Origin of the sequence: Lactobacillus sp. HBUAS51381 (assembly GCF_012641095.1) — a bacterium.
Taxonomy (GTDB): domain Bacteria; phylum Bacillota; class Bacilli; order Lactobacillales; family Lactobacillaceae; genus Levilactobacillus.
The window spans coordinates 1-20,750 of record NZ_JAAVSC010000008.1; the positions used below are offsets into that span (position 1 = coordinate 1).

19 protein-coding genes and 1 riboswitch are annotated in these 20,750 nt (G+C 50.5%); of the genes, 9 read left to right on the top strand and 10 right to left on the bottom strand.

Features of this window, described 5'->3' with window-relative positions:
• Nucleotides 1–101 precede the first annotated feature (101 nt).
• A complete protein-coding gene (locus tag HEQ50_RS04225) occupies nucleotides 102–833 on the bottom strand; it encodes a helix-turn-helix domain-containing protein (RefSeq protein WP_168899279.1) in 732 nt (243 codons plus the stop codon).
• Between the two features lie 296 nt (nucleotides 834–1,129).
• On the opposite strand from HEQ50_RS04225, the gene HEQ50_RS04230 reads away from it, so the two are divergent.
• From HEQ50_RS04230 to HEQ50_RS04245, 4 genes are all read left to right on the top strand, one after another.
• Complete coding sequence (locus tag HEQ50_RS04230; protein WP_168899280.1) at nucleotides 1,130–1,666, top strand: DUF805 domain-containing protein; 537 nt, start codon at nucleotides 1,130–1,132, stop codon at nucleotides 1,664–1,666.
• A 9-nt stretch (nucleotides 1,667–1,675) separates the two neighbouring features.
• On the top strand, nucleotides 1,676–2,758 hold the full coding sequence (locus tag HEQ50_RS04235; protein WP_168899351.1) for a PrsW family intramembrane metalloprotease: 1,083 nt from the start codon (nucleotides 1,676–1,678) through the stop codon (nucleotides 2,756–2,758).
• A 24-nt stretch (nucleotides 2,759–2,782) separates the two neighbouring features.
• Nucleotides 2,783–3,436, top strand: coding sequence for a zinc ribbon domain-containing protein (locus HEQ50_RS04240; protein WP_168899281.1), 654 nt, complete (start codon nucleotides 2,783–2,785; stop codon nucleotides 3,434–3,436).
• A gap of 984 nt (nucleotides 3,437–4,420) precedes the next feature.
• Nucleotides 4,421–4,590, bottom strand: a riboswitch (M-box (ykoK) riboswitch).
• Nucleotides 4,591–4,799: 209 nt separating this feature from the next.
• Nucleotides 4,800–5,363 carry a redoxin domain-containing protein gene (locus tag HEQ50_RS04245; protein ID WP_168899282.1) on the top strand — a complete coding sequence of 188 codons (564 nt, stop codon included), beginning with the start codon at nucleotides 4,800–4,802 and terminating at the stop codon, nucleotides 5,361–5,363.
• A gap of 71 nt (nucleotides 5,364–5,434) precedes the next feature.
• Here the strand turns inward: HEQ50_RS04245 and HEQ50_RS04250 are convergent, their stop codons facing one another.
• Nucleotides 5,435–6,439, bottom strand: coding sequence for an aldo/keto reductase (locus HEQ50_RS04250; protein ID WP_168899283.1), 1,005 nt, complete (start codon nucleotides 6,437–6,439; stop codon nucleotides 5,435–5,437).
• Nucleotides 6,440–6,631: 192 nt separating this feature from the next.
• A complete protein-coding gene (locus HEQ50_RS04255) occupies nucleotides 6,632–6,979 on the bottom strand; it encodes a hypothetical protein (protein ID WP_168899284.1) in 348 nt (115 codons plus the stop codon).
• 257 nt (nucleotides 6,980–7,236) lie between these two features.
• On the opposite strand from HEQ50_RS04255, the gene HEQ50_RS04260 reads away from it, so the two are divergent.
• Entirely contained in the window at nucleotides 7,237–7,878 is a 642-nt protein-coding gene (locus tag HEQ50_RS04260) for an SDR family oxidoreductase (protein ID WP_168899285.1), read from the top strand.
• A gap of 94 nt (nucleotides 7,879–7,972) precedes the next feature.
• On the top strand, nucleotides 7,973–8,236 hold the full coding sequence (locus HEQ50_RS04265; protein ID WP_168899286.1) for a hypothetical protein: 264 nt from the start codon (nucleotides 7,973–7,975) through the stop codon (nucleotides 8,234–8,236).
• 760 nt (nucleotides 8,237–8,996) lie between these two features.
• Here the strand turns inward: HEQ50_RS04265 and gndA are convergent.
• Nucleotides 8,997–10,436, bottom strand: coding sequence for an NADP-dependent phosphogluconate dehydrogenase (gene gndA, locus HEQ50_RS04270; RefSeq protein ID WP_168899287.1), 1,440 nt, complete (start codon nucleotides 10,434–10,436; stop codon nucleotides 8,997–8,999).
• Between the two features lie 145 nt (nucleotides 10,437–10,581).
• Entirely contained in the window at nucleotides 10,582–11,016 is a 435-nt protein-coding gene (locus tag HEQ50_RS04275; RefSeq protein WP_168899288.1) for a MarR family winged helix-turn-helix transcriptional regulator, read from the bottom strand.
• A gap of 77 nt (nucleotides 11,017–11,093) precedes the next feature.
• Between HEQ50_RS04275 and HEQ50_RS04280 the strand changes: the two genes are divergently transcribed.
• Complete coding sequence (locus HEQ50_RS04280; RefSeq protein ID WP_211089198.1) at nucleotides 11,094–11,552, top strand: GNAT family N-acetyltransferase; 459 nt, start codon at nucleotides 11,094–11,096, stop codon at nucleotides 11,550–11,552.
• On the opposite strand, the gene HEQ50_RS04285 is transcribed toward HEQ50_RS04280, so the two are convergent.
• The 4 genes from HEQ50_RS04285 to HEQ50_RS04300 form a co-directional block, all read right to left on the bottom strand.
• The gene (locus HEQ50_RS04285) at nucleotides 11,549–12,295 is read right to left on the bottom strand and encodes an alpha/beta hydrolase (RefSeq protein ID WP_168899289.1); all 747 of its coding nucleotides are present in this window, start codon (nucleotides 12,293–12,295) and stop codon (nucleotides 11,549–11,551) included. The genes HEQ50_RS04280 and HEQ50_RS04285 overlap by 4 nt on opposite strands.
• Before the next feature lie 140 nt (nucleotides 12,296–12,435).
• Nucleotides 12,436–13,923 carry a glucose-6-phosphate dehydrogenase gene (gene zwf / locus HEQ50_RS04290; protein ID WP_168899290.1) on the bottom strand — a complete coding sequence of 496 codons (1,488 nt, stop codon included), beginning with the start codon at nucleotides 13,921–13,923 and terminating at the stop codon, nucleotides 12,436–12,438.
• A gap of 482 nt (nucleotides 13,924–14,405) precedes the next feature.
• Nucleotides 14,406–15,248 (bottom strand): aldo/keto reductase, encoded by an 843-nt coding sequence (locus HEQ50_RS04295; RefSeq protein WP_168899291.1) that lies wholly within the window; start codon nucleotides 15,246–15,248, stop codon nucleotides 14,406–14,408.
• 84 nt (nucleotides 15,249–15,332) lie between these two features.
• Nucleotides 15,333–16,580 (bottom strand): glycoside hydrolase family 28 protein, encoded by a 1,248-nt coding sequence (locus HEQ50_RS04300; RefSeq protein ID WP_168899292.1) that lies wholly within the window; start codon nucleotides 16,578–16,580, stop codon nucleotides 15,333–15,335.
• Between the two features lie 320 nt (nucleotides 16,581–16,900).
• On the opposite strand from HEQ50_RS04300, the gene HEQ50_RS04305 reads away from it, so the two are divergent.
• Nucleotides 16,901–17,722, top strand: coding sequence for an Ig-like domain-containing protein (locus tag HEQ50_RS04305; RefSeq protein ID WP_168899293.1), 822 nt, complete (start codon nucleotides 16,901–16,903; stop codon nucleotides 17,720–17,722).
• 156 nt (nucleotides 17,723–17,878) lie between these two features.
• The gene (locus tag HEQ50_RS04310) at nucleotides 17,879–18,694 is read left to right on the top strand and encodes a hypothetical protein (RefSeq protein ID WP_168899294.1); all 816 of its coding nucleotides are present in this window, start codon (nucleotides 17,879–17,881) and stop codon (nucleotides 18,692–18,694) included.
• A gap of 97 nt (nucleotides 18,695–18,791) precedes the next feature.
• Here the strand turns inward: HEQ50_RS04310 and HEQ50_RS04315 are convergent, their stop codons facing one another.
• Complete coding sequence (locus tag HEQ50_RS04315) at nucleotides 18,792–20,693, bottom strand: heavy metal translocating P-type ATPase (RefSeq protein WP_168899295.1); 1,902 nt, start codon at nucleotides 20,691–20,693, stop codon at nucleotides 18,792–18,794.
• Between the last annotated feature and the right edge of the window lie 57 nt (nucleotides 20,694–20,750).

Sequence of the window (20,750 nt, forward strand, 5' to 3'; positions counted from 1 at the left end):
CGCTTAAAGCATGGAAGAGATGGCCCGCCCTCAAAAACCGAGGACGGGCCATCTCTTTTTAATTTACAATTCAATACGGTCAGTTACTCGGTGCTTACGTTCTAATGAACATCGCGATAAATGTTAACCACGGCACCCGCTAATTGCTGGTCGTAAGCCTTTGCGGACAGAAAGGTTGCCGGTTCATTTGGCATTCCGGTTGTGAGCATCACCCGATCGTTGGTCACCGGGATGGCGCGACGAACGGTGGTTTTGGACGTCGTAAGATTCACGGCCACTAACTTCGGGTGTTCAGTGGCGAGGCGGGTAGCCGCCATGGTGGTATCAACAACGACCAAGTCACCCTTTAAAATACCGAGCGATAGGAGGTTGGTCTCCGTGATTCGTAGCCAAGTGAGATCCGCCCGTGTCACGCTGTACTGAGATAACTGGGTATGAACGTGGGCATTGGCGGGGACCTGTAATTTCAGCCGACTATTAATCAGATCAATTTTGGGTGAGGTGTCGGGGGAAGTATCGGCGTCGCTAACGCCCAGCACCTTCACGCTTATAGGTTTCGACTTAGCCGTCGGTTGTTTTTTTTGCGCAGGTTGGTCGGTGGCCGACAAGTCTTCGGGAATCAGATTCGCTAATTTATAAATCGCCACATCTGAAATCCGCAGTCCCTTGGCAATCTTGCGCAGAGTCGTCGGCTTAGGAACCCGACGCTTATTGTTCTCGACTTGGGAATAGTACGATGCTGAAATACCAGCATATAAGGCAATCTTGCGAATGGAATCACCTTTGCTAAGTCGAATTTCTTTAATTTTTTCGCCAAACGTTGGTTCCGGCATCGTTTTCACCCCATTTATATCTAACTAGTATAGCAACGAATCCTTGGTGGGGCCTAGGCATCGAGGCGTAAAAAAAGGCAAAAGCGATTGCAAAAGTAAAACAACCGACTTATACTTAATGGTAAGTTAACTTTTGTGAACAGTGGCTAATCACGATTGTTGTGAGATGAATTTTGATTTAGGCTAGGTGCCCGTTGGGATTGGCGTGTTGACAACGGCGATCACTCACCGGACCGGTTGAAGATGAAAGTCGATACAAGTGCTTGCAAAAGTGAAACAAAATGGGAGGTAAGATCATGAATTTTTGTCCAAAATGCGGTGCTCAGATTGAGGAGGGGGCCCTCTTTTGTCCCAAGTGTGGGTTTAATTTACAGGCAAGAGTGGTCCCTGGAACAGCGGCGGGGGCGCCCGTTCAGGCGGTCCCCCAAGCGATAACCACGGTGCCGCCGCTGTCCCGAACGACTGCGGGCAACCCAGACGGTAACTATCAGAGTAATCTGGGATTCATTGGCGCAACCAAGCAGTACTTCGTCAATTATGTCAACTTTAGTGGTCGAATGAGTCGGGCGAACTATTGGTGGTCTTACTTGGCGGCGGTGCTCATTGCCCTGGTAGCCGGGATACTAACCTATGCTACTGGAAGTTATGTTCCCTATTACTTTGAAGGAATTGCACTACTTTTGCCAAACCTGACCAGCTTAGTTCGACGGTTACATGACAGTAATCATTCTGGCTGGGCCTGCCTATGGAGCTTGATTCCAATCATTGGTAGCATTTACGTTCTGGTCTTATTGCTTAAAGCCGGCGACCAAACCGCCAACCGTTTCGGCTAGGTGACAATCATGGCTAATCAACTATTTTGTCCGCACTGTGGGCATCAAGAGCAACCAGGCGTTAAATTCTGCCCACGGTGTGGCTACGATCTCCGCGCCTTTCAGGACACGACCGCGACTGCCTCGCCACAGCCGCAGGCCAAGACCAACCTGCTGGACTCCGCCACGGCGCAATTGAATAGTTGGACAGGTCAGCGGCGCAAAGTCCCGATTAAGCTGGGGAGCATATTCAGTGAGGTCTTTAAATCCCACACGGAAGCCGAGGCGGAGGCGCTCTTCATCGGCGGAACGCGGACGACCACGCCATCGTTAACGGTGGTGAGTGCCTCGCCGGTTCAGCCCTGGCTGTTTACGCGGGTGCTGGCCGTGTTCGGCCTCACAATCGCCATTCTAGCGGGGAGCCTGTTTCTATTTGACGGTGAGAAGATGTATAACGGTCTGATTTTCATGAGCGCCTTGGCCGTCCCGTTTTCGCTATTGATCATGTTTTTTGAAATTAATACGTTCCGCAACCTCAGTCTCTTCAAGGTGACTAAAATTTTTATGGTCGGCGGCGTGTCCTCGGTACTAACCAGCATGGTCCTTTATCAGGTCGTTAATATTCAAAATTTAACCGTGGTGACAGCGATCGTGATTGCCGTGATTGAAGAGGTGGGAAAGTTAGTGATGATTGCGTACTATGTCAAACGCACGCAAGCCCGCTTTATCCTGAATGGGTTACTGATTGGGGCGGCGATTGGTGCTGGTTTCGCGACCTTCGAAACGGCGGGGTACGCTGAAGACTTCGGTCTCGGCGTCTTGCTGTTACGCAGTGTGGGCGCACTCGGAACCCATACGGTGTGGGGCGCGATCAACGGTGCGGCCCTGGTGATGGTGAAGGGCGCACAACCGCTGACGATGACGGCGTTTCAAGACGGCCGCTTTCTACGCTTCTTGGGCCTAACTGTCTGTCTACATGCCTTGTGGGACATGCCCTTACCGCTGCCCGAGCTGGCCAAACTCGGCTTGCTGATTGTGGTGGCGTGGGTGGTCATTCTCGTGTTAATCAACGCCGGCTTGCGGGAAATTCGACACCTGCAGGCGGTGGACTAGCTTAGTTTAAATGGAGTGATAAAGATGAAATATTGTACGAAATGTGGCCATCAACTAAAGGATGACCAACTGTTCTGCACGAATTGTGGGGCGAAGCAGCGGCCGACCGCTGCCGTTGCATCGACCGCCACACCCCCGACTGATAAGCAACCCACGAGGGTGCCACAACCTGCAGGACAACCTCAGACCCAGTTCACACAACCGGCAGCGCCAGTCGCCAGTCATGGGCTACGAGCGCTCCTGCTAGTGATTGGCGCGGTGGTTGTGATGGCGCTAGGCGTTGGCGGCTATTATGGCTACAGCACCTACAAGCGTAACCACCTGACGGAACAAGAGATTGCCGACATAGGGGATGGCGTGGCCGCGAAGTATTTAGGCAGTGGCAACGTTTCGGTTTATTACGATAAAAGTGATAATGAATTGACCATGGAAGCCAAGTCGGGGACCCGGCTGTACGACCGGGCCGAGGACAGCGTTTCCGGGTACGGTGATCTGGACAGCTTGTCGCCATACGTTGGTAAATTCAAGAAGATTTCCACGGCCATGTCCCCGCTAATGCCCACCGACTTGAAGGATGTCCGCGTAGAGTTCATGAATCCCGAGAATACGGACCGCTATTTGTACATTACGGAGAATGGGGCGGTCAAGTATGACTTCACGGTCGATGATGACGACTAGTTCCTGAAGATGTTCAACTGCATTACATACAGCAACAAGCCGAAACCTTGCGTAGATCATGGCAAAAAGGGGGGATGGACGTATTGGTCTTTATCCTGTTAGACAGTCTCTGGGGATACCTGACGTACAAGTCCTACCAGAGAAATGGCGTCAATTTTATGACGGTTGTTTGTGCGCTCGCATTAATCTTCGAATTACTAGTGCCGATAGTTTATGGCTGATGGCCGGCTTTAGACTTGCCACGGGCCTCCCGGCGAAATTAAGTGATGCATCAAAATAGCCCCCATCATTCTGCGTGAATGACGGGGGCTATTGATAATGGCAGAAACCAGATTAACGGTGTTCGAGTAACCTTGCGGGGTGATTCCCATCAGCCCATGGCGTTACCACAACACGTGATAATCAGGATTAGTTTTTTGGAATTGTGTCATGTTCATATCGACTATTAGAGCTTAAAAACCAGCCTAGTTGAATCGGCGTCAGTTACGAATGTCTTCCTCCCCAGTTAGGTTCCCCCAACGGTGAAGCGGCTATTTAACTAGCACGTCAATGCATTATAGTTGTCATAGGGCCGAGAAAAACTGAGTAACTCTAGCTTGCGTTTTCCATTAAGTGGTTTGAATCCCACCGGCACACGAACGAATTCGGGAAGGTCAGCCGCGATTCAGTCGGGTACAACGCCGACAGCGGCTGAGTTAAAGTGGCCAGTTGATTCAGTTTAAAGTCTACCAGTCGAACCTCCGCATCAAGCTACGGGGTCCGGGAAAGGGAAAGCTAGAGGGCAGTTTTCCTCAAAGCGTCAACCAAGAGGCGTGAACTGACTGCAACTTTCCCACCGGCGAGTGATAACACGCTCCAGGGTCATCTATATGCTGCGTTGTCATGTTCAATCACCTCCTATAATCTAATCGACAGTAACAACTGCGAATAAATTAAAAGCGCTTAGCCACGACTAGCTAAGCGCACATTAAAAAGCGTGTGTGAACTGATAGCCAGTCGTTGAGTTTTAGCACTATACGGCGTAGTTAGTGTTTCTTTAACAGCTACATTAGAACAGGCCTTAATTTGACCTGCACAGCTGACTCATTGGCGTTTCTCGACGTTTCTGAGCAGTAGCGTTTTCCGTATAGGAGCCTCACCTAACAGCTTCTGATTTATTCTATAATCATACTTTACAGTATTTTCTGAAAAATTGCAACCAGAAAGCCTCATGAAAAACGTATAATAATTATAATAACAAACTATTAATAAAGACGCGGAGCTGGTAATTCCTTTTCTAGTTTAGAATCATTCTTGATTTTGGCTAGCCAAGCGGGTATGCTAAGGATGATTCGAAATTTGCCAAATGAGGGGAGTTAGTATCATGAATTTTATTGGTTCAGCATTACCCGATTTTACTGTAAATGCGTTTCAGAATGGCGAGGTAAAGGCCTTAACGCGGGATGACCTGTTAGGCCACTGGTCCATCATCTTCTTTTACCCAGCCGATTTTTCATTTGTTTGCCCCACGGAGCTAGGGGACTTGGCGGCTCACTATTCAGAATTCAAACAAAATAATGCAGAAATCTATAGTGTTTCCGAGGATACCGAGTTTGTCCATCAGGCTTGGCACGAACAGAGTACCGAAGTCGGCCAAGTCATCTATCCGATGATTGCCGATCCGGCCGGGGTCTTGGCCCGTCACTTTGATGTGCTGGACGAAGATGCGGGGCAGGCCTACCGGGGCGTCTTCATCCTTGATCCCGAGGGTAAGGTCCGTTCATATACCATTAATGATATGGGTATCGGCCGCAATGCCGCGGAAGTGCTGCGGACGTTGACCGCGGCCCAATTCGTTGCGGAACACGGCGATCGCGTTTGCCCGGCCAACTGGCATAAGGGCGAACAGACCTTGAATCCGGGGACGGATTTGGTTGGTAAGATTTAAACTTGTCTAATAATGATTTAAAAAACGTGGTCATCTCGTTGTTGAGGTGACCACGTTATGTTTAAAACGACCTATGCTTGCGGCATTGCGTCCAGTAACTGCTGAATCTGCTCGATTTCGTCAGCACTAAACGTGGTGTTGGCAAAGGCCTTCAGGTTGTCCTGTAGCTGACTGGGACGGCTGGCACCCACAAGGACACAGGTGACCACGGGCTGGCTGAGCAGCCATGCAATGGCCATCTGAGCGAGGGACTGGCCGCGTTGCTGGGCAATCTCATTGAGCGCCTTCACCGTTGTAATTGTGTGTTCCACGTTGTCCTCGTGCAGGAAGGGACTGGATGACCGGTGGGCCCGCGAATCGGCCGGAATCCCATTTAAGTAGCGGTCGGTCAGTAGGCCTTGGGCTAGGGGACTAAAGGTAACCAGGCCGGTCTGGTCTTCGGCCAACGTCTTCAACAAGCCATTATCCGCAATGTGCCGGTCGAACAGGCTGTAGCGACTCTGGTGCACGATGTATGGTGTATGTAAGTCGTCAAAGATTGCCTTAATTTCCTGGGTTTGTTGGGGATTGTAGTTGGAAATTCCGATGTAAAGCGCCTTACCCTGATGGACCAAGTGGTCGAGGGCCAGCGCCGTTTCCTCCAGCGGTGTATTCGGGTCGGGACGGTGGGAGTAGAAGATATCCACGTAGTCCAATTGGAGCCGTTTCAGACTCTGGTTGGCACTGGCGATAATGTTTTTCCGAGAGCCCCATTCGCCGTAAGGTCCGGGCCACATCAGGTAACCGGCCTTGGAGGTAATCACCATTTCATCGCGGTAAGGCCGCATGTCGCGAGCCATAATCCGCCCAAAGTTGGTCTCCGCGCTGCCGGGTTCCGGACCGTAGTTGTTTGCTAAGTCAAAGTAAGTAATCCCCGCGTCGAAGGCCGTGTGGACGATGGCCCGTTGATTGTCGAAGGGATCGACACTCCCAAAATTGTGCCAGAAGCCCAAGCCAATTGCGGAGAGCTTGAGGCCACTGTTGCCGCTACGCCGGTATTGCATGGCGTCGTAACGGTGTGCATCTGCTAAATACATAGAAATACCTCCATTAATCAATCTGGTGTACGATCACATAAGCTGAACGTCTACGTACACCATTAGTTGTCACCTTTAAGTATACGGTTCTTTGCCGTTAAATGAAAACGAATTCATTAATTCCACGAAAAAACGCGGCCAGCACCGAGGGTACTCATCGCGTCTTGTGGGGAGCGGGGATTCCGCCAAGGCCTATTTGCCTTGCGGAATCTTAGCGTATTCTTGTTGATACCAGCCGTCCCAAGTGTTTTCCTTGAGTGAGCCATTTTCGTTGAAGGGTAGGTTAATGGTCTTTATAATCGCCATGAACAGGCCCTTTTCGTAAGTCAGGACGCCACTAGCCAGTTGGTCTGGGCTGAAGTTCCGGTTCGCGTAAAGGTACATGTTGATATCGTTCATGGCATAGTCGACTTTGAACTGTGATAAGATTTCGAGATCGTTGGTCCGATAATGTTCAAGATAGAAGTGGACGAAATCAGTAAGCGCGGTTAATTGGGCGTGTTCGTCCAGATCGGTAATCGTTAAATCTTGGTTTTGCAAAGTGGAGACCTCCTCAAATTCTGTGTTGCCGTGAGTATCGGTCGTTAGTCGATCGGTGCCCCTTTTTTATTATGGCACATTTTGGCCGTGCGTAAAGGAAACTCACCTAAATTTTTTTGGTGTAAATCAATTAAAACGCTATCATTGTCTTTTCTGCGCTGATGGGGATGAGATTAGCGGGTTCTTTCGGCGCTCAAGATCAATCACGAACTAGTGTATACTGGTAACAGAAGAATTGATGAAGGAAGTGACCTGTAATGCGTGTGTTCGTGGTGGGAGCCAACGGTCAGACCGGCCGAAAGCTCGTGACCCAATTGAAGGCGAGAGGGGATGCCCCGATTGCGGGATTACGACCCGATGAAGACGGTGAAGATTGGGAAGATCAAGGGATTCCGGTGCGTCGGCTGGACTTATTGTTAAAACCAGAGAAGATCGCACGGGCCTTGATGGACAGTGATGCCATCATCTTTGCGGCCGGTTCCGGTGGGCGAACGAAGGATGACATGACCTTGCTGATTGACTTGGATGGCACCGTCAAGACCATGCAGGCCGCGGAAATTGCCGGCGTGTCACGCTTCTTGATGATTAGCATGTTGTTTGCTGAGGACCGTAACCGCTGGGCCGATCCGCTTAAACCGCTATACGCCGCGAAATTTTACGCGGATAATTGGCTGGTGCATCAGACCACGCTAGATTACACCATCGTTCAACCCGGGGCGTTATCTTTTCACCCGGGGACAGGGAAAGTTAAGAGTGATCCGCTTGCCGTGGGGAGTATTCCCCGGGCGGACTTAGCGGCCTTCCTAGTGGCGGCGCTCCATGCCCCCCAGACGATTGGTAAGACGATTCCGCTCCTGCAGGGGGACACCCCGATTGCGACCGTTTTACAGCGGTTGTAAGTCTATTAGTCGCAATGGTTTACTGTGTATGCTATAATTAAGACATAGTAGAAAGTAACCTATCCTTTCGTATTTGCCAAAGGAGGCGACGACCATGACTGATAAATTACTGATCGCTCCACCTGAAGCTGAAATTTTAGCTGAACACCTGAATGAATGGGCGCAGTGGCGGCAGACAGCCGATACCACGACCGCGGACCGTGACTGGGATCGGTTTATCGAAAAGAGCCGACAGAAGGCCCAGTGGGAAGCGGGGTTAGCTACTGAAATTGACCACTGGGAGAGCCTCCACGCGCTTCAAATGGCGTTAGCGGATAATCTTGCCGGGACGACTTACCGCGGCCATACGCGGCAGTAGGTGGTCAATACGCATCGATCTTCAAGCTTATCAATGAAAGTCAAAAACGGGTTTGTCTTTTTCCAATTGGAAAAGGGCGACCCGTTTTTTAATAAGGCCTAAAGGTTGAAAGTTCACGAACATGTCCCAGTCCCCAGATGATAAGGCTTATCGCCATAAAATTAATCATCACCGACCACCTGCGGCTGCCAGAGATTCCGGCGCTGTGGGGACCGCCTGCGGCCTGAGAAGCGGTCCTCCGGCTCGGTTTGAAGCCTGATAAAAACCATCAGTCTCCAAACACGTCCCGCGCTGTAAGCTGTTGCACAGCTAACACCGCTGTCACGGCTACCTACATCTCTGCCTGCCTCCGGTTACGATGGTTGAAAGCCACTAAATGTGTGGTGACATCGCTGGAATGGCAACATCCGATCAGCTTAATAATTGGTTACATCTCATGTAGTCGTGAGTGAGTCAAATTTGGTCTCAGCCGTGGGATTTACCAAGCGATTTTTCTTGGTAAATGGCGTCTTTGAGACGCGGGCTGACGGCTCAAAGCGAGGGTAAAGACAGCACTTTGGCTTTTCCCGATCCTTCCCACAGCGTTCCAGACCAAATTTGGCGAACGATAAGGCGGCCAGTACGCGACTATCATAATAATGATTATTATCCTTGTCACACCAGGAATCCTAGCTGTTTTCTATCTTTCAACCTTTAGTAAGGTTTCGAACGCAACAAAAAAGACGCCATAACGGCGTCTTTTTCAATCAGATTTAATGATTTATTGTTCTTCGTACCATGAGTAGTGGAAGTCACCAGGGCGGTCACGCCGTTCGTAGGTGTGGGCACCGAAGTAGTCCCGTTGTGCTTGCAGCAAGTTAGCTGGCAAGACTTCAGCACGGTAGCTGTCGTAGTAAGTGATAGCAGCGGATAAGCTAGGTACAGGAATACCAGCTTGAACGGCCATCGCAACAACGTCACGCGTTGATTGTTGGTACTTAGCAGCAACTTCTTTGAAGTAGTCATCAAAGAGTAAGTTGGTCAAGTTAGGATCCTTGTCGAAGGCATCCGTGATGTTTTGCAGGAATTGGGCCCGGATAATGCAACCGGCACGCCAGATTTGTGCTAATTCACCGAACTTCAAGTCCCAGTTGTTCTTTTCAGAAGCAAACCGGAGTTGTTCGAAGCCTTGAGCGTAACTCATTAACTTACCAAAGAAGAGGGCTTGGCGAACCTTTTCAACGAATTCAGTTTCGTCACCAATGTTAACCTTGCCTTGCTTTTCAGCAGGTGCTAAGACTTTAGAAGCCTTAACCCGTTCGTCCTTTAACATAGAAATGTAACGGGCGTAAACGGCTTCAGTGATGACTGATTGTGGAACTTGAACGTCTAAGGCATCTTCAGAACTCCACTTACCAGTACCCTTGTTGTTCCCACGGTCCAAGATGGCATCCAAGATGGACAAGTTCTTGTCGTCACCTAAGTCATCCTTACGAGTCAGGATGTCAGCAGTGATTTCAACCAAGTAACTGTCAAGTTCACCCTTGTTCCATTCCTTGAAGATGTCAGCCATCTTGTCAATGGAGATACCCGCAACGTTACGCATGATGTTGTAGCTTTCGTCGATCAGCTCTTCATCACCGTATTCGATACCGTTGTGGACCATCTTAACGTAGTGACCAGCACCGTTAGGGCCGATGTAAGATACACATGGCTTGCCGTCTTGGTCAGCCTTAGCGGCGATCTTTTCTAAGATTGGGGCAACTAAGTCGTAAGCTTCCTTTTGGCCACCTGGCATTAAGGAAGGACCTTGTAAGGCACCTAATTCACCACCGGAAACACCCATACCGATGAAGTTGATACCGGACTTGTCCAGTTCGGCGTTACGTGCCATCGTGTCATGGAAGTTCGTGTTCCCACCATCGATGAGGACATCGTGCTTGTCCAACAGAGGAAGTAATTCGTGAATAACGGCGTCAGTTGGCTTACCAGCCTTAACCATCAAGAGGATCCGCCGTGGCGTTTCCAGAGACTTAACGAAGTCTTCCACCGTGTAACTTGGAACTAACTTCTTTTCGCTGTGGTCTTTCATAACTTGTTCCGTCTTGTTGGCGGAGCGGTTGTAGATACCAACCGTGTATCCGCGGCTTTCAATGTTCAGGGCTAAGTTCTTGCCCATGACAGCCATACCAACAACACCAATATTAGCTTTTTCTGCCATTAGAAACCTTCCTTTACTTTGTTAAGATTGATTTCGGTTTTACCAACTCCTAGTGTAGCATTGAACAATTTAAAAGGAAACTGATTTGACTGGTTTTTTTCAAAATAATTAATCTTTTTGTAAAAAAATTTCGTTGCCCCGCAACTTATTCGTCCTGAGTGGCTTGATACTCCTGAACATTGGTCGCTACTTTGGCGAGCAGTTCCGCTAATAGAAGTGCTTCGCCCGCGGATAGGCCGTGGGTCCCGATGGCTAAAATCTGTTGTTCGTACGCCTGTAATTCGGGGTAGACGGATCGCCCCTTAGCAGTTGCTATCAGCGGTCGGGCCTTCTTATTGCGGGCATCCATTTGGCGCGTCACGTACTGATGATCGATGAGCTTGCGCACGGCACGCAGGCAAGTTGACGGGTCGACATAGAGTTGTGTGGCCAGGTCAGTTTGGGTGATGCCGGGGTTTTCGACAATCCGCATAAGGTAGATAAATTGGTTGTTTTGCAAGTCGGCCCGTTGGAAAAGTTGATTGCCGATCTCCGAGGTGGCGCGGGCAATCAGACCGATGCTGCGAAAAGAATTAGGCATAGTTTCTCCTTTTAGTTGCGTTTGAAATTAAAATATGGGATGCTAGTACACATATTTTAACACGAAGAAGGCCGAACATGACAGTGAAATGGATGATAAATACTTTTGCGGAGCTATCAGCAGAAAATTTGTATAAAGTTGCATATGAACGTATTAGGACATTTGTGGTTGCCCAAGATCGCGTTTACCAAGAAATTGACGAAACCGATCCCGTTGCCCACCACGTGATGGGTTTTCAAGACGGTCGGCTGGTCGCGTATGCCCGTATCTTTACGGAACAGGGCCACGTGACGTTTGGCCGCGTGCTGACCATTCCCGAAGTTCGTGGTCAGGGCCTGGGTCGCCAACTCATGGCGCAGATTGAAGCCGAGATTGGCCGCGACTATCCGGGGCTGCCCATCAGCATTGAGGCCCAGGTCGATAAGCGGGGATTCTACGAAAAGTTCGGGTACCAGGCACAGGGCGCAGTCTTTAATTTTCACAGCACGCCCCACATTCGAATGGACAAACAAGCACTGAATCGATTGGTAGGCTAATTGCCAATAAAGTCGGTGGCTAACTGCAAAACGGTTGGACGGGCATCACCGTCTAGTCGGTGACTGGCACCGGGAAGCAGGTGAAGGGTACTGTCTTGGTAGACGGCATCGTAACGCTCGGAAGCATTGGGAGCGACAATCTGGTCCGCATCGCCGTGAATCAGGCAGACGGGGCCCGTGAAGGCCTGGGCCGTTTCGTAAATTGGGAGCAGCTGAGCCGTCCGCAGATAAAAGCCGCCGAGCGTCAAGTCTTCGGTTAAGGGGAGGCTTGCTGGAATGTGGTGGGGATCGTAGTCCAGTCCGCGTGTATGGCCGGCCAGCGCGTCATCCTTGAGCGTGGCGGCGGGCGCCATCAACACCAGCTTGTGAATCAGATCGGGATAATAGCCCGCCAACATGCTGGCGACCACGCCACCCTGGGAGTGGCCGAGCAGGTCGATGTGCTGGGGATGCAGCCGCGCTTGGACGGCGGTTAAAACGGCTTGGGCGTCGGCAATTTCGTTGAGAACCGTCATGTCGGCGAAATGCCCATCGCTGTGGCCGTGACCGTTAAAGTCGAAGCGTACGGTGCCCACTCCCACGGCACGCAGGCGCGCGGCCAATTGAACCAGAAGTTCGATGGGGGTGTAGCCGCGATTGCCGGTAAAGCCGTGCATGAGGATGGCGATGGTGCCGTTAGGCTGTGGAGCGGGTTCGTAAATCCCGGCTAGAGTTAGGCCGTCGCGTTGAACGTTAAATTCCATGTGAAAGACCTCCGTGAGATAGTTGCGGTTAGCATAGATGTTATGAATGAGTGCTGTCAACTCTTGAAATAAACAGAAAAGCCTTACGTCAGTCATCGCAACGATGATCGGCGTAAGGCTTTGTTGTCAGATGAATTAAATTAGTTATTCAAACGGTAAACCCATTCGCGGTGGTCGCGTTGAATAAGTTCTTCAGCGGCGGCTGGGCCCATGGAATGTGGCGTGTAGTTCGGGAATTGTGGTTCTTGTAAGTCCCAAACACGACGGATTTGATCCACGAACTTCCAAGCGTAGGAAACTTCTGGCCAACTGGAGAAGTTGGTCCCATCGCCCTTCAAGACGTCATGCAGGAGACGTTCGTAAGGTTCTGGCGTGTCCTTCGACTTCTGGGCGTCAACCAGGTAGTCCAACTTGATAGGTTCCGTTGAGAAGCCGGTGTCGTTGGTCTTGGCATTCAGTTGCAGAGAGAAGCCAGCGTGTGGTTCAACGAAGATCGTTAAGACGTTGGCAGCCAGTGGCGTATTTTGGCTCTGTGGAAAGGCAAAGATATCCACGAGTGGCCGTTTGAAGACGACGTCGACCCGGGTGAACTTGTCGGCCAGCATCTTCCCAGTCCGAATGTAGAATGGGGTACCAGACCAACGGTAGTTGTCGAACAACAATTTCCCGGCAACGAACGTTTCAGTCGTAGAGTCGTGAGGAACATTGTCTTCATGACGGTAGTCGGCTTGTTCGTTGACGGCGCCGTATTGACCGCGAACAAAGTTAGTGGCGGCGTCGGCAACGTTGTAAACGCGGAGACTTCGTAAGGCCTTGACTTTTTCAGCCCGAATATCGGTGTCGGTAAAGGCTACGGGTTGTTCCATGGCTAACAGGGAAACGATTTGCATGATGTGGTTTTGAACCATATCCCGTAAAGCCCCACTGTTATCATAGTAAGAAGCCCGTTCTTCAACACCTAATTTTTCAGACAACGTAACCTGAATATTGTCGATGTACCGGTTGTTCCACAATGATTCAACCAAGGTGTTACCGAAACGCAGGGCTTCGATGTTTTGAATCATTTCCTTACCCAAGTAGTGGTCGATTCGGAAGATCTGGTTTTCGTCGAAGGACTTGCTTAAGGCATCGTTTAATAACTTAGCGGAATCATAGTCCCGACCGAATGGCTTTTCAATCACCAGACGGTTGAAGGCATCCTTGTCGTCGGACAGTAAGCCTTGGGTCTTCAAGTCTTGGGCAATCGTGCCGAAGAATTGTGGCGCCATTGACAGGTAGAAAATCCGGTGGCCTTCTGCCTTGTACTTCTTGTCTAACTTGTCCATGAGTTCCTTCAAGACGGCGTAGTGGGCCGTGTCGGTCACATCGTGGTCTTGATAGTAGAAATGGGAAACAAAGTCGTTGGCTTCTTTAGAATCTGTCCGGTTACCACTGTCAGCCAGAGATTTCTTGATGGCTGCGCGGAACTTATCATCGTCCATCTTAGCCCGGGAAGTCCCGATGACGGCGAAATGGGATCGCAAGTTACCTTTGCGATAGAGATTAAAGAGACTTGGGTAGAGTTTCCGGTAAGCTAAGTCACCAGTACCCCCGAAGAATAGAAATACAGCTTTACGTTCAGTTGCCACGAGATCGTCACTCCTTAAGTGTTTAAATCCGTTATATGAGCAGTGTCTACCAAAAATTGACTGTTACACCGGTTATCCACGAATGGGGGCAACCATTCGGGAATCCGCGAGTTGTCCAGAAAGTATGTCTAGACCACTTCGGAAGTTATTATACGCCCCTTTGTCGTGAAATGCGACCTTTTTAAACCAAGAATTTAAAAAATAGACAACCGGTTGCAATGCTGTGAAAACAACGATTTCACGATTTATTCGTTTTCATGAAAGCCAAATCGTCATGACTGAAAACTCATGGAAGCGGGCCAGACCAACGCTGACTATGAAATCGCTATCACCCATAGTCTAACAAAAAAACTCGCCCAAGTAACGTTGGACGAGTTGATGAAGGTCATTACTTTCATGAAAAATTTTTGCGGGGCATCGTCATTGCGGGCCGTCAGCATTTTCAGCGGCCCACCAGTAAGTTGCCTGAACTTGCTAAGTGACTAGTCGGCTAAGGCTTTCAAGGCATCGAAGTCGGCTTGACTGAGGTCGATGTTTTGGGCCTGAATGTTTTGTAATTCATGTTCGTTGGACTTGGTCCCGGGAATAGGCAGAATCACGTCGGAACGCTTCAGTAACCAGGCCAAGGCAATTTGTGCCGGTGAGGCATCGTACTTCTTGGCAATGTTGGTCAGCGTTGGGTTGGTGATGAGCTGACCGGTCGCGAGTGGGAACCACGGGATGAAGGCAATGTGTTGGGATTCGGCGTAGTCTAAGACGTCTTCATCCTTGCGATTGCTGAGGTTGTACATGTTTTGAATGGAAGCGATCGGAGTGATCTTCTGGGCGGCCTTGAGTTGGTCAACGGAGACCTGGCTGAGCCCGATGTGCTTAATCTTTCCCTCGTCTTGCATGTCCTTGAGGACGCCAATCTGGTCTTCAAACGGTACCGTAGGGTCAACCCGGTGAAGTTGGAGTAAGTCGAGGTGGTCGAGGCCTAACGTGAATAGGTTGAGTTCAACCTGTTGGCGCAGATAGGCGGGCACACCGGTTGGCGTCCATTGGTCGGGACCTTGACGGGTTTGACCGACCTTGGTGGCCACCATGACGTGGCTGTCCGGACGCGCTTGTAACGCGGTCCGTAAGTACAGGTTGGAATAGAAGGGACCGTATGCATCGGCGGTATCAATGAAGTTGACGCCGTTGTCGATCGCCGTCTCAATTACCTTAGGTGCGTTGTCGGGATCGGCGGAAGGCCCCCAGACACCCTTGCCAGGGAGCTGCATGGTGCCGTAGCCCAAGCGATTGACTGTTAGCTCATTATCGAAAGTAAATGTTTTTTCCATCAAATATCGAACCACCCTTTTATTTTTTGTCTGATGATTAAGATAGACTTTTTGTGAGGGGGATACAAACATTTTGATTTTTAATTACGGCAACGTTACCGTCAACCGATTCGGGAACCGTCCCTGGACGTTCCTAAAGGTCAGGTCGGCCCCCGCCAGATTGGTTACTAACCGCAGCGGCCGATAGATCTTCGCCGCGCCTTGCCAGGGACGCAGGTCGAAGGCCACGGGGGTCTCGACGTTGTGTCGGAGGGTAAGTGTCACGTCTTCAAAGGTAATCTGGTTCAGCGCGGCGGGAACGTCGGCGGCGACCAGAATACCGTTGTCAGCTTCACACGTGATATTTTTGAAGATGACGTTGCGAATGGTCTGCTGGCTAAGGTCGGTGGTCGCATCTCGTGGAAGAAGCGTGATGTAAATTGGCTCACCGGCGCCCCACCACTCTTGACTGTACGGCTTGGTCGCAATCGTAATGTCCTCAAACCGAATGTTGCTGGCGCTCCCGGGATCGCGAAGCTGGAAGGCCAGTCCGCGGTTGGTATCTTTGATGGTCAGGTGGCGAAACTGACAATTCTCAAAGTTGCCGAAGCTACTGCTACCGAATTTTACGGCGGCGCTCTGCGTCTTTAAGAAACAATTTTCCACCAGTAGGTCGGTACAATTCCCATATTGGGCGGTTTCTTCCGTACATTTGGGACAGATGGCGTCGTCACCGGTGATGATTTCGCAGTCGTGGATGTAGGTGTTCTGGCTACGATCAACGTCGATACCATCCGTATTCGGCATGCGTAGTTCATTGTGAATGGCAATGTGGCTAATCTCCGTGTTGTGGCAACCCACCAGATGGATCGTCCAGAAGGGGGCGTCCGTGATGGTCAGTTGTTGGAGGGTGACGTTGGTACAATTTTCAAAGTAGATGGTCATGGGTCGGGGATATTTGTAGGATTTAAGATGGACGGCCGCGGTCTGGTCGGGATAGATAAAGGCGCGATAGTTCCCGTCGATCTGGCCCTCACCGGTGATCCCGATGTTGCGCTGACCCTTGGCGTAAATCAGGGCAGAAATCGGCGTTTGATTGCGGTTCAGTTCGAAGGGACCGGGCCGATGGGTGTACCGGGTCTCATGACCGCTGCCCTGCAGAATGGCGTCCGCTTCGAGACTTAGCGTCACGCCAGTCTTGAGCTGGAGGCCATCAATGATGTACTGCCCGCTGGGAATGGTGACCTCACCGCCAGCTGCGGCGGCACATTGATCAATGGCCGCTTGAATAGTGGCGGTGGCGTTCATCTTAATTTCGGCGTATTCGGCAGTGTCCAGGATATTAATTTTCATAAGAGAACCACACTCCTTTTCTGATAAGCTGTGTTACAAATCGGGATAAAACCGAGGGCGTACAGCCTTAGCTTAACACAATGCGAAAGCGCTGCCAGTAAAAATCAAGCACTCGCGTGTGAGGCTGATGTACCGGGGATGCCTGGCTAATCCGCGGCTAAAGAATGGATAACAGGTTAATTTGTTTTAAGTGTTGTTAAAGAAGCCGCCACCTGATTATAAATTTGTCACTAATTAGCCCAAAATCTGTTATACTACAAGGCGGTTATAAAATACTTCGCCGGTACTTTTGCCGGCCATTATAAGGGGTCAGGAAAACAATGAAGAAATTTATGGTTGCGATGACTGGTTTAGTCACGTTATTTACGATTGGTGCTACGGTTCCCGCTACGGCGCTTACGCCCGCTACGACGGCACATGCCGCAACGCATGTGGGGCCTAACTTAAGTGTTAAGGCGGTCTACAGCAGTTCGAAGACGATCACGGGGACGGCCACTAAAGGGTCTAAGATCACGGTTAAGAAGAGCAAGAACGCTAAGGCTAACCTTGGGAGCGCAACGGCTTCTAAGAAGACTGGCAAATACACGGTTAAGTTAGCGAAGACGTTGAAGAAGAACGCCAACGTTTACGTTTACGCCACGAACCCAAAGACCAAGACGTCCTTCTACCGGATTATCCGGGTTCAAGCCGCTGCCACTAAGAAGGCAACGACCAAGAAGACCACGACTAAGAAGACAACTGCTAAAAAGACAACAACTAAAAAGACGACTGCTACTAAGAAAGCCACAACCAAGAAGGCTGCTAGCTTTACGGTAAAGACGCCTACTGGAACTTGGAAGTCCAACACGGCTAACAAGTATTCTCAAAAGATGGTCTTCAGCCAAAAGACTGGTTTTAACCAATACCTCTACAAGAATGGTAAGAAGGTTAAGACGTTGGTTTCTTACGCCAAGTACAGTGTAGATGCCAAGACCCCTACGTTCTGGAAGATTACTTACACGCCTAAGGGTTCCAAGACGTCCAAGACGCTCTACTTACGGTTCACTTCTGCTAAGAAGTTCAAGATCGTTAACAGCAAGAACAAGGTCGTTGCCGTTAAGGCCGGCGTTGCCCCAGCTGCTAAGTGGACGTTCACGAAGTAAGCTTGAGTTTTAACTGAATAACAGAGATTAACGGGTGAGAGCCAACGTTCTGGGAAGGAACGTTGGCTCTCACTTTTTTTGAAATAAATCGCATTGAACGGCTCGTCACGCTGTACAATGGTTGTGTAACACATATATTCTAGGGGGTAATTAGCATTGTTAAATCTTAGAGGTAAACTGGCTACGGGGGCCGTATTAGCCGGTGCGCTCGTGGGGATGGGAATCGCTACGACAACCACGACGGCCCAGGCATCCAGCAAGTATTTGAAACCGCAGTTTGGCACGTACGTCCGGGCTAAACGTAACGTTTACGTGGGAATCTCGCAGAAGCACGGCCGGACTTATCGCCCGTTGCTCAAGAAGAAGGGGTCCTTACTGTTTGTGATGAGCTCCACGCAGAACCAGGGCAGTCCAGTCGTTAAGGCTTCATTTACGTCCGGAGCGGTGCACTACAATCGGCTGAAAAACTTGGCATTTACCATGACGGATTCAGTGCCCCTCACGAAGGCCAACTTCAAAAAGGTCAGCCTAAAGGCGCCGATTCGCGGCACGGTCCTGCGACAAGGAAATGGGTTTGAAGTCGACCGCAACGGCAGTTTTGCGTCTCCTATGTTTTATCTGACGCTGGATAACTATATCCAATACTACAGTCGCGCGGCCATGAATAAATACGATAATGGGGGAACCATGCAGGTTAAATTTGGCAACGGGATGGAAGTCTACAAGCCAACCGCCTCGGCCAAGATGACCAAGACCACGGTGAAGGGCAACACCACCACGGTTCGCTATAACAAATACGTCAAAGGACTACCCGGCAAAAAGATTGGCCAGCACACGTATCAGATTAAGATTAAAAATCTGAAAACGACCGGTCAACGTTCCTTTGGCGATGACTATTGGGGTGGTAGCTGGGACAATTACACGGTCAACGGCAAGTCGTACTTCTCCGGAATCATCAACGATTACGGCTAAAAAGAAACGCGAAATCAACCATTAAAAGGGCCACCAAACGCGGTTAACGCAACGTTTGGTGGCCCTTTTTGACTTCTATTCAACTGTTTTAAATGCTTTAGTTCGTGGCCAACTGTTGAACGGGTTGCTTCGTTGGCTTGTCAACGTGGGGATGGTAACCAATCAGGCGCATCGCGTTGAAGATAACGACGAGGATGGAGGCTTCGTGGACGAACATCCCACTGGCCATGTAGATGTAGCCGTAGACCAGGCCAATCAGCAAGAAGAGCACTGTGGCAATGGCGATGGTGATGTTTTCCTTGGTGTTGGCCGCCGTCTTCTTGGCTAAGCCAACCGCGTGATTCAGCGCGGTGAAACTGGATTGCATCAGGACCACATCCGCCGTTTCAATGGCGACGTCGGTCCCACCACCCATGGCGATGCCGACGCTAGCGGTTGCGAGGGACGGGCTATCGTTAATCCCGTCACCGACGAAGGCCACTTTGCGACCCATGTCTTGGAATTTCTTAACGAAGGTAACCTTGTCGGCTGGGAGTAAGTCGGCGTGAACTTCATCGATACCCAGGGATTCCGCAACAGCCTGGGCGGTGGCTTGGTTGTCACCGGTTAACATAACTAGGTGCTTGATTCCTTGACGCTTCAGAGCAGCGAGGGCGGCAGGGACTTCGGTCCGAACCGTGTCAGCGATGCCGAGAATGAAGGCCAGTTTGCCTTGGTAACCAACTAATACGGTGGATTGGCCGTCGTCTTGCATGTCGTGTAAATCAACCAGTTGGGCGTCGGTTAAATCAATGCCGTTGTCCTTCAATAAGGCGGCGTTCCCAACGTAGAGGGGTGCATCGTGCCATTGACCAATCATGCCGCGACCCTTGATGGTTTCCGTGGTCATGGTTGGGGCATCGCTGTCCATTTTACCGGCCAGATGCGTGGTGATCGCCGTGGCCAGTGGATGGTCGGAGGTTTGTTCAACCTGAGCGACCGCACCCAGCAGACTGTCGTCGTCCGTGTATTGTTTCATGCCGGCAACGTCCATTTTACCCGTCGTTAAGGTCCCGGTCTTGTCGAAAACAATCGTATCAACCTTGGAGAGGCTATCGACCACGTCGCCACCCTTAATCAGGATACCATTCTTCGCACCGTTACCGATCCCAGCCACGTTGGAGACGGGGGCACCGATAACCAAGGCCCCAGGGCAACCCAGAACCAGAACCGTGATGGCTAACCGTAAATCTTGAGAGAAGACGTAGACCAGAATGGCAATGACCAGAACGGCCGGCGTATAGTATTGGGCAAATTTATCAATAAACTTTTCGGCTGGTGACTTGGTGTCTTGGGCTTCTTCGACCAGTTCGATAATCTTGGAGAAGGTCGTTTCGTCCCCAACTTGGGTCGCTTCAATCTGTAAGGTCCCACTTTCGACCATGGCACCGGAGTAGACGCCATCACCGTTGGCCTTGTTGATGGGCCGAGATTCACCGGTAATGGAGGATTCGTTGACGTAGCCAGTACCGTTGACGACTTTACCATCGACGGGCACTTGGCCCCCGGCCTTGACTAAGACCACGTTGCCCTCTTCCAAATCATCGACGTCGACTTCTTCGGTGCCACCGTCAGCGTTGACCAGCAGTGCCGTAGTAGGCGCCATTTCGGTCAGAGATTGAATCGCGCCCCGCGTCTTGGCCAGCGTCTTTTGTTCCAGGTAAGATCCGAAGAGGAATAAGAAAGTCACAATGGCTGATTCTTCGAATTCACCGATGGCAAACGCCCCGATAACGGCGATACCAACTAAGAGTTCAATACTGAAGACCTTGGCCTTCAGCGCGCTGATGGCCCGTAAAACGATGGGCGCAGCGGCGATGACGGAGGCGATGATCCAGGCGGTGTCGGTTACGTAAGGCACCTTGGTGAACCAGGTGTTGAGAAAGCCGAGGATGATGAGTCCGGCCGACCAGAAGGTAATGGGATTAGTGTGAGCATAAATATAACGTTGGAATGCCATAAGATAACGATCCTTTCTTGATTTGCTTGGCTTCAATGTTTCGTTCCTTGTTTATGT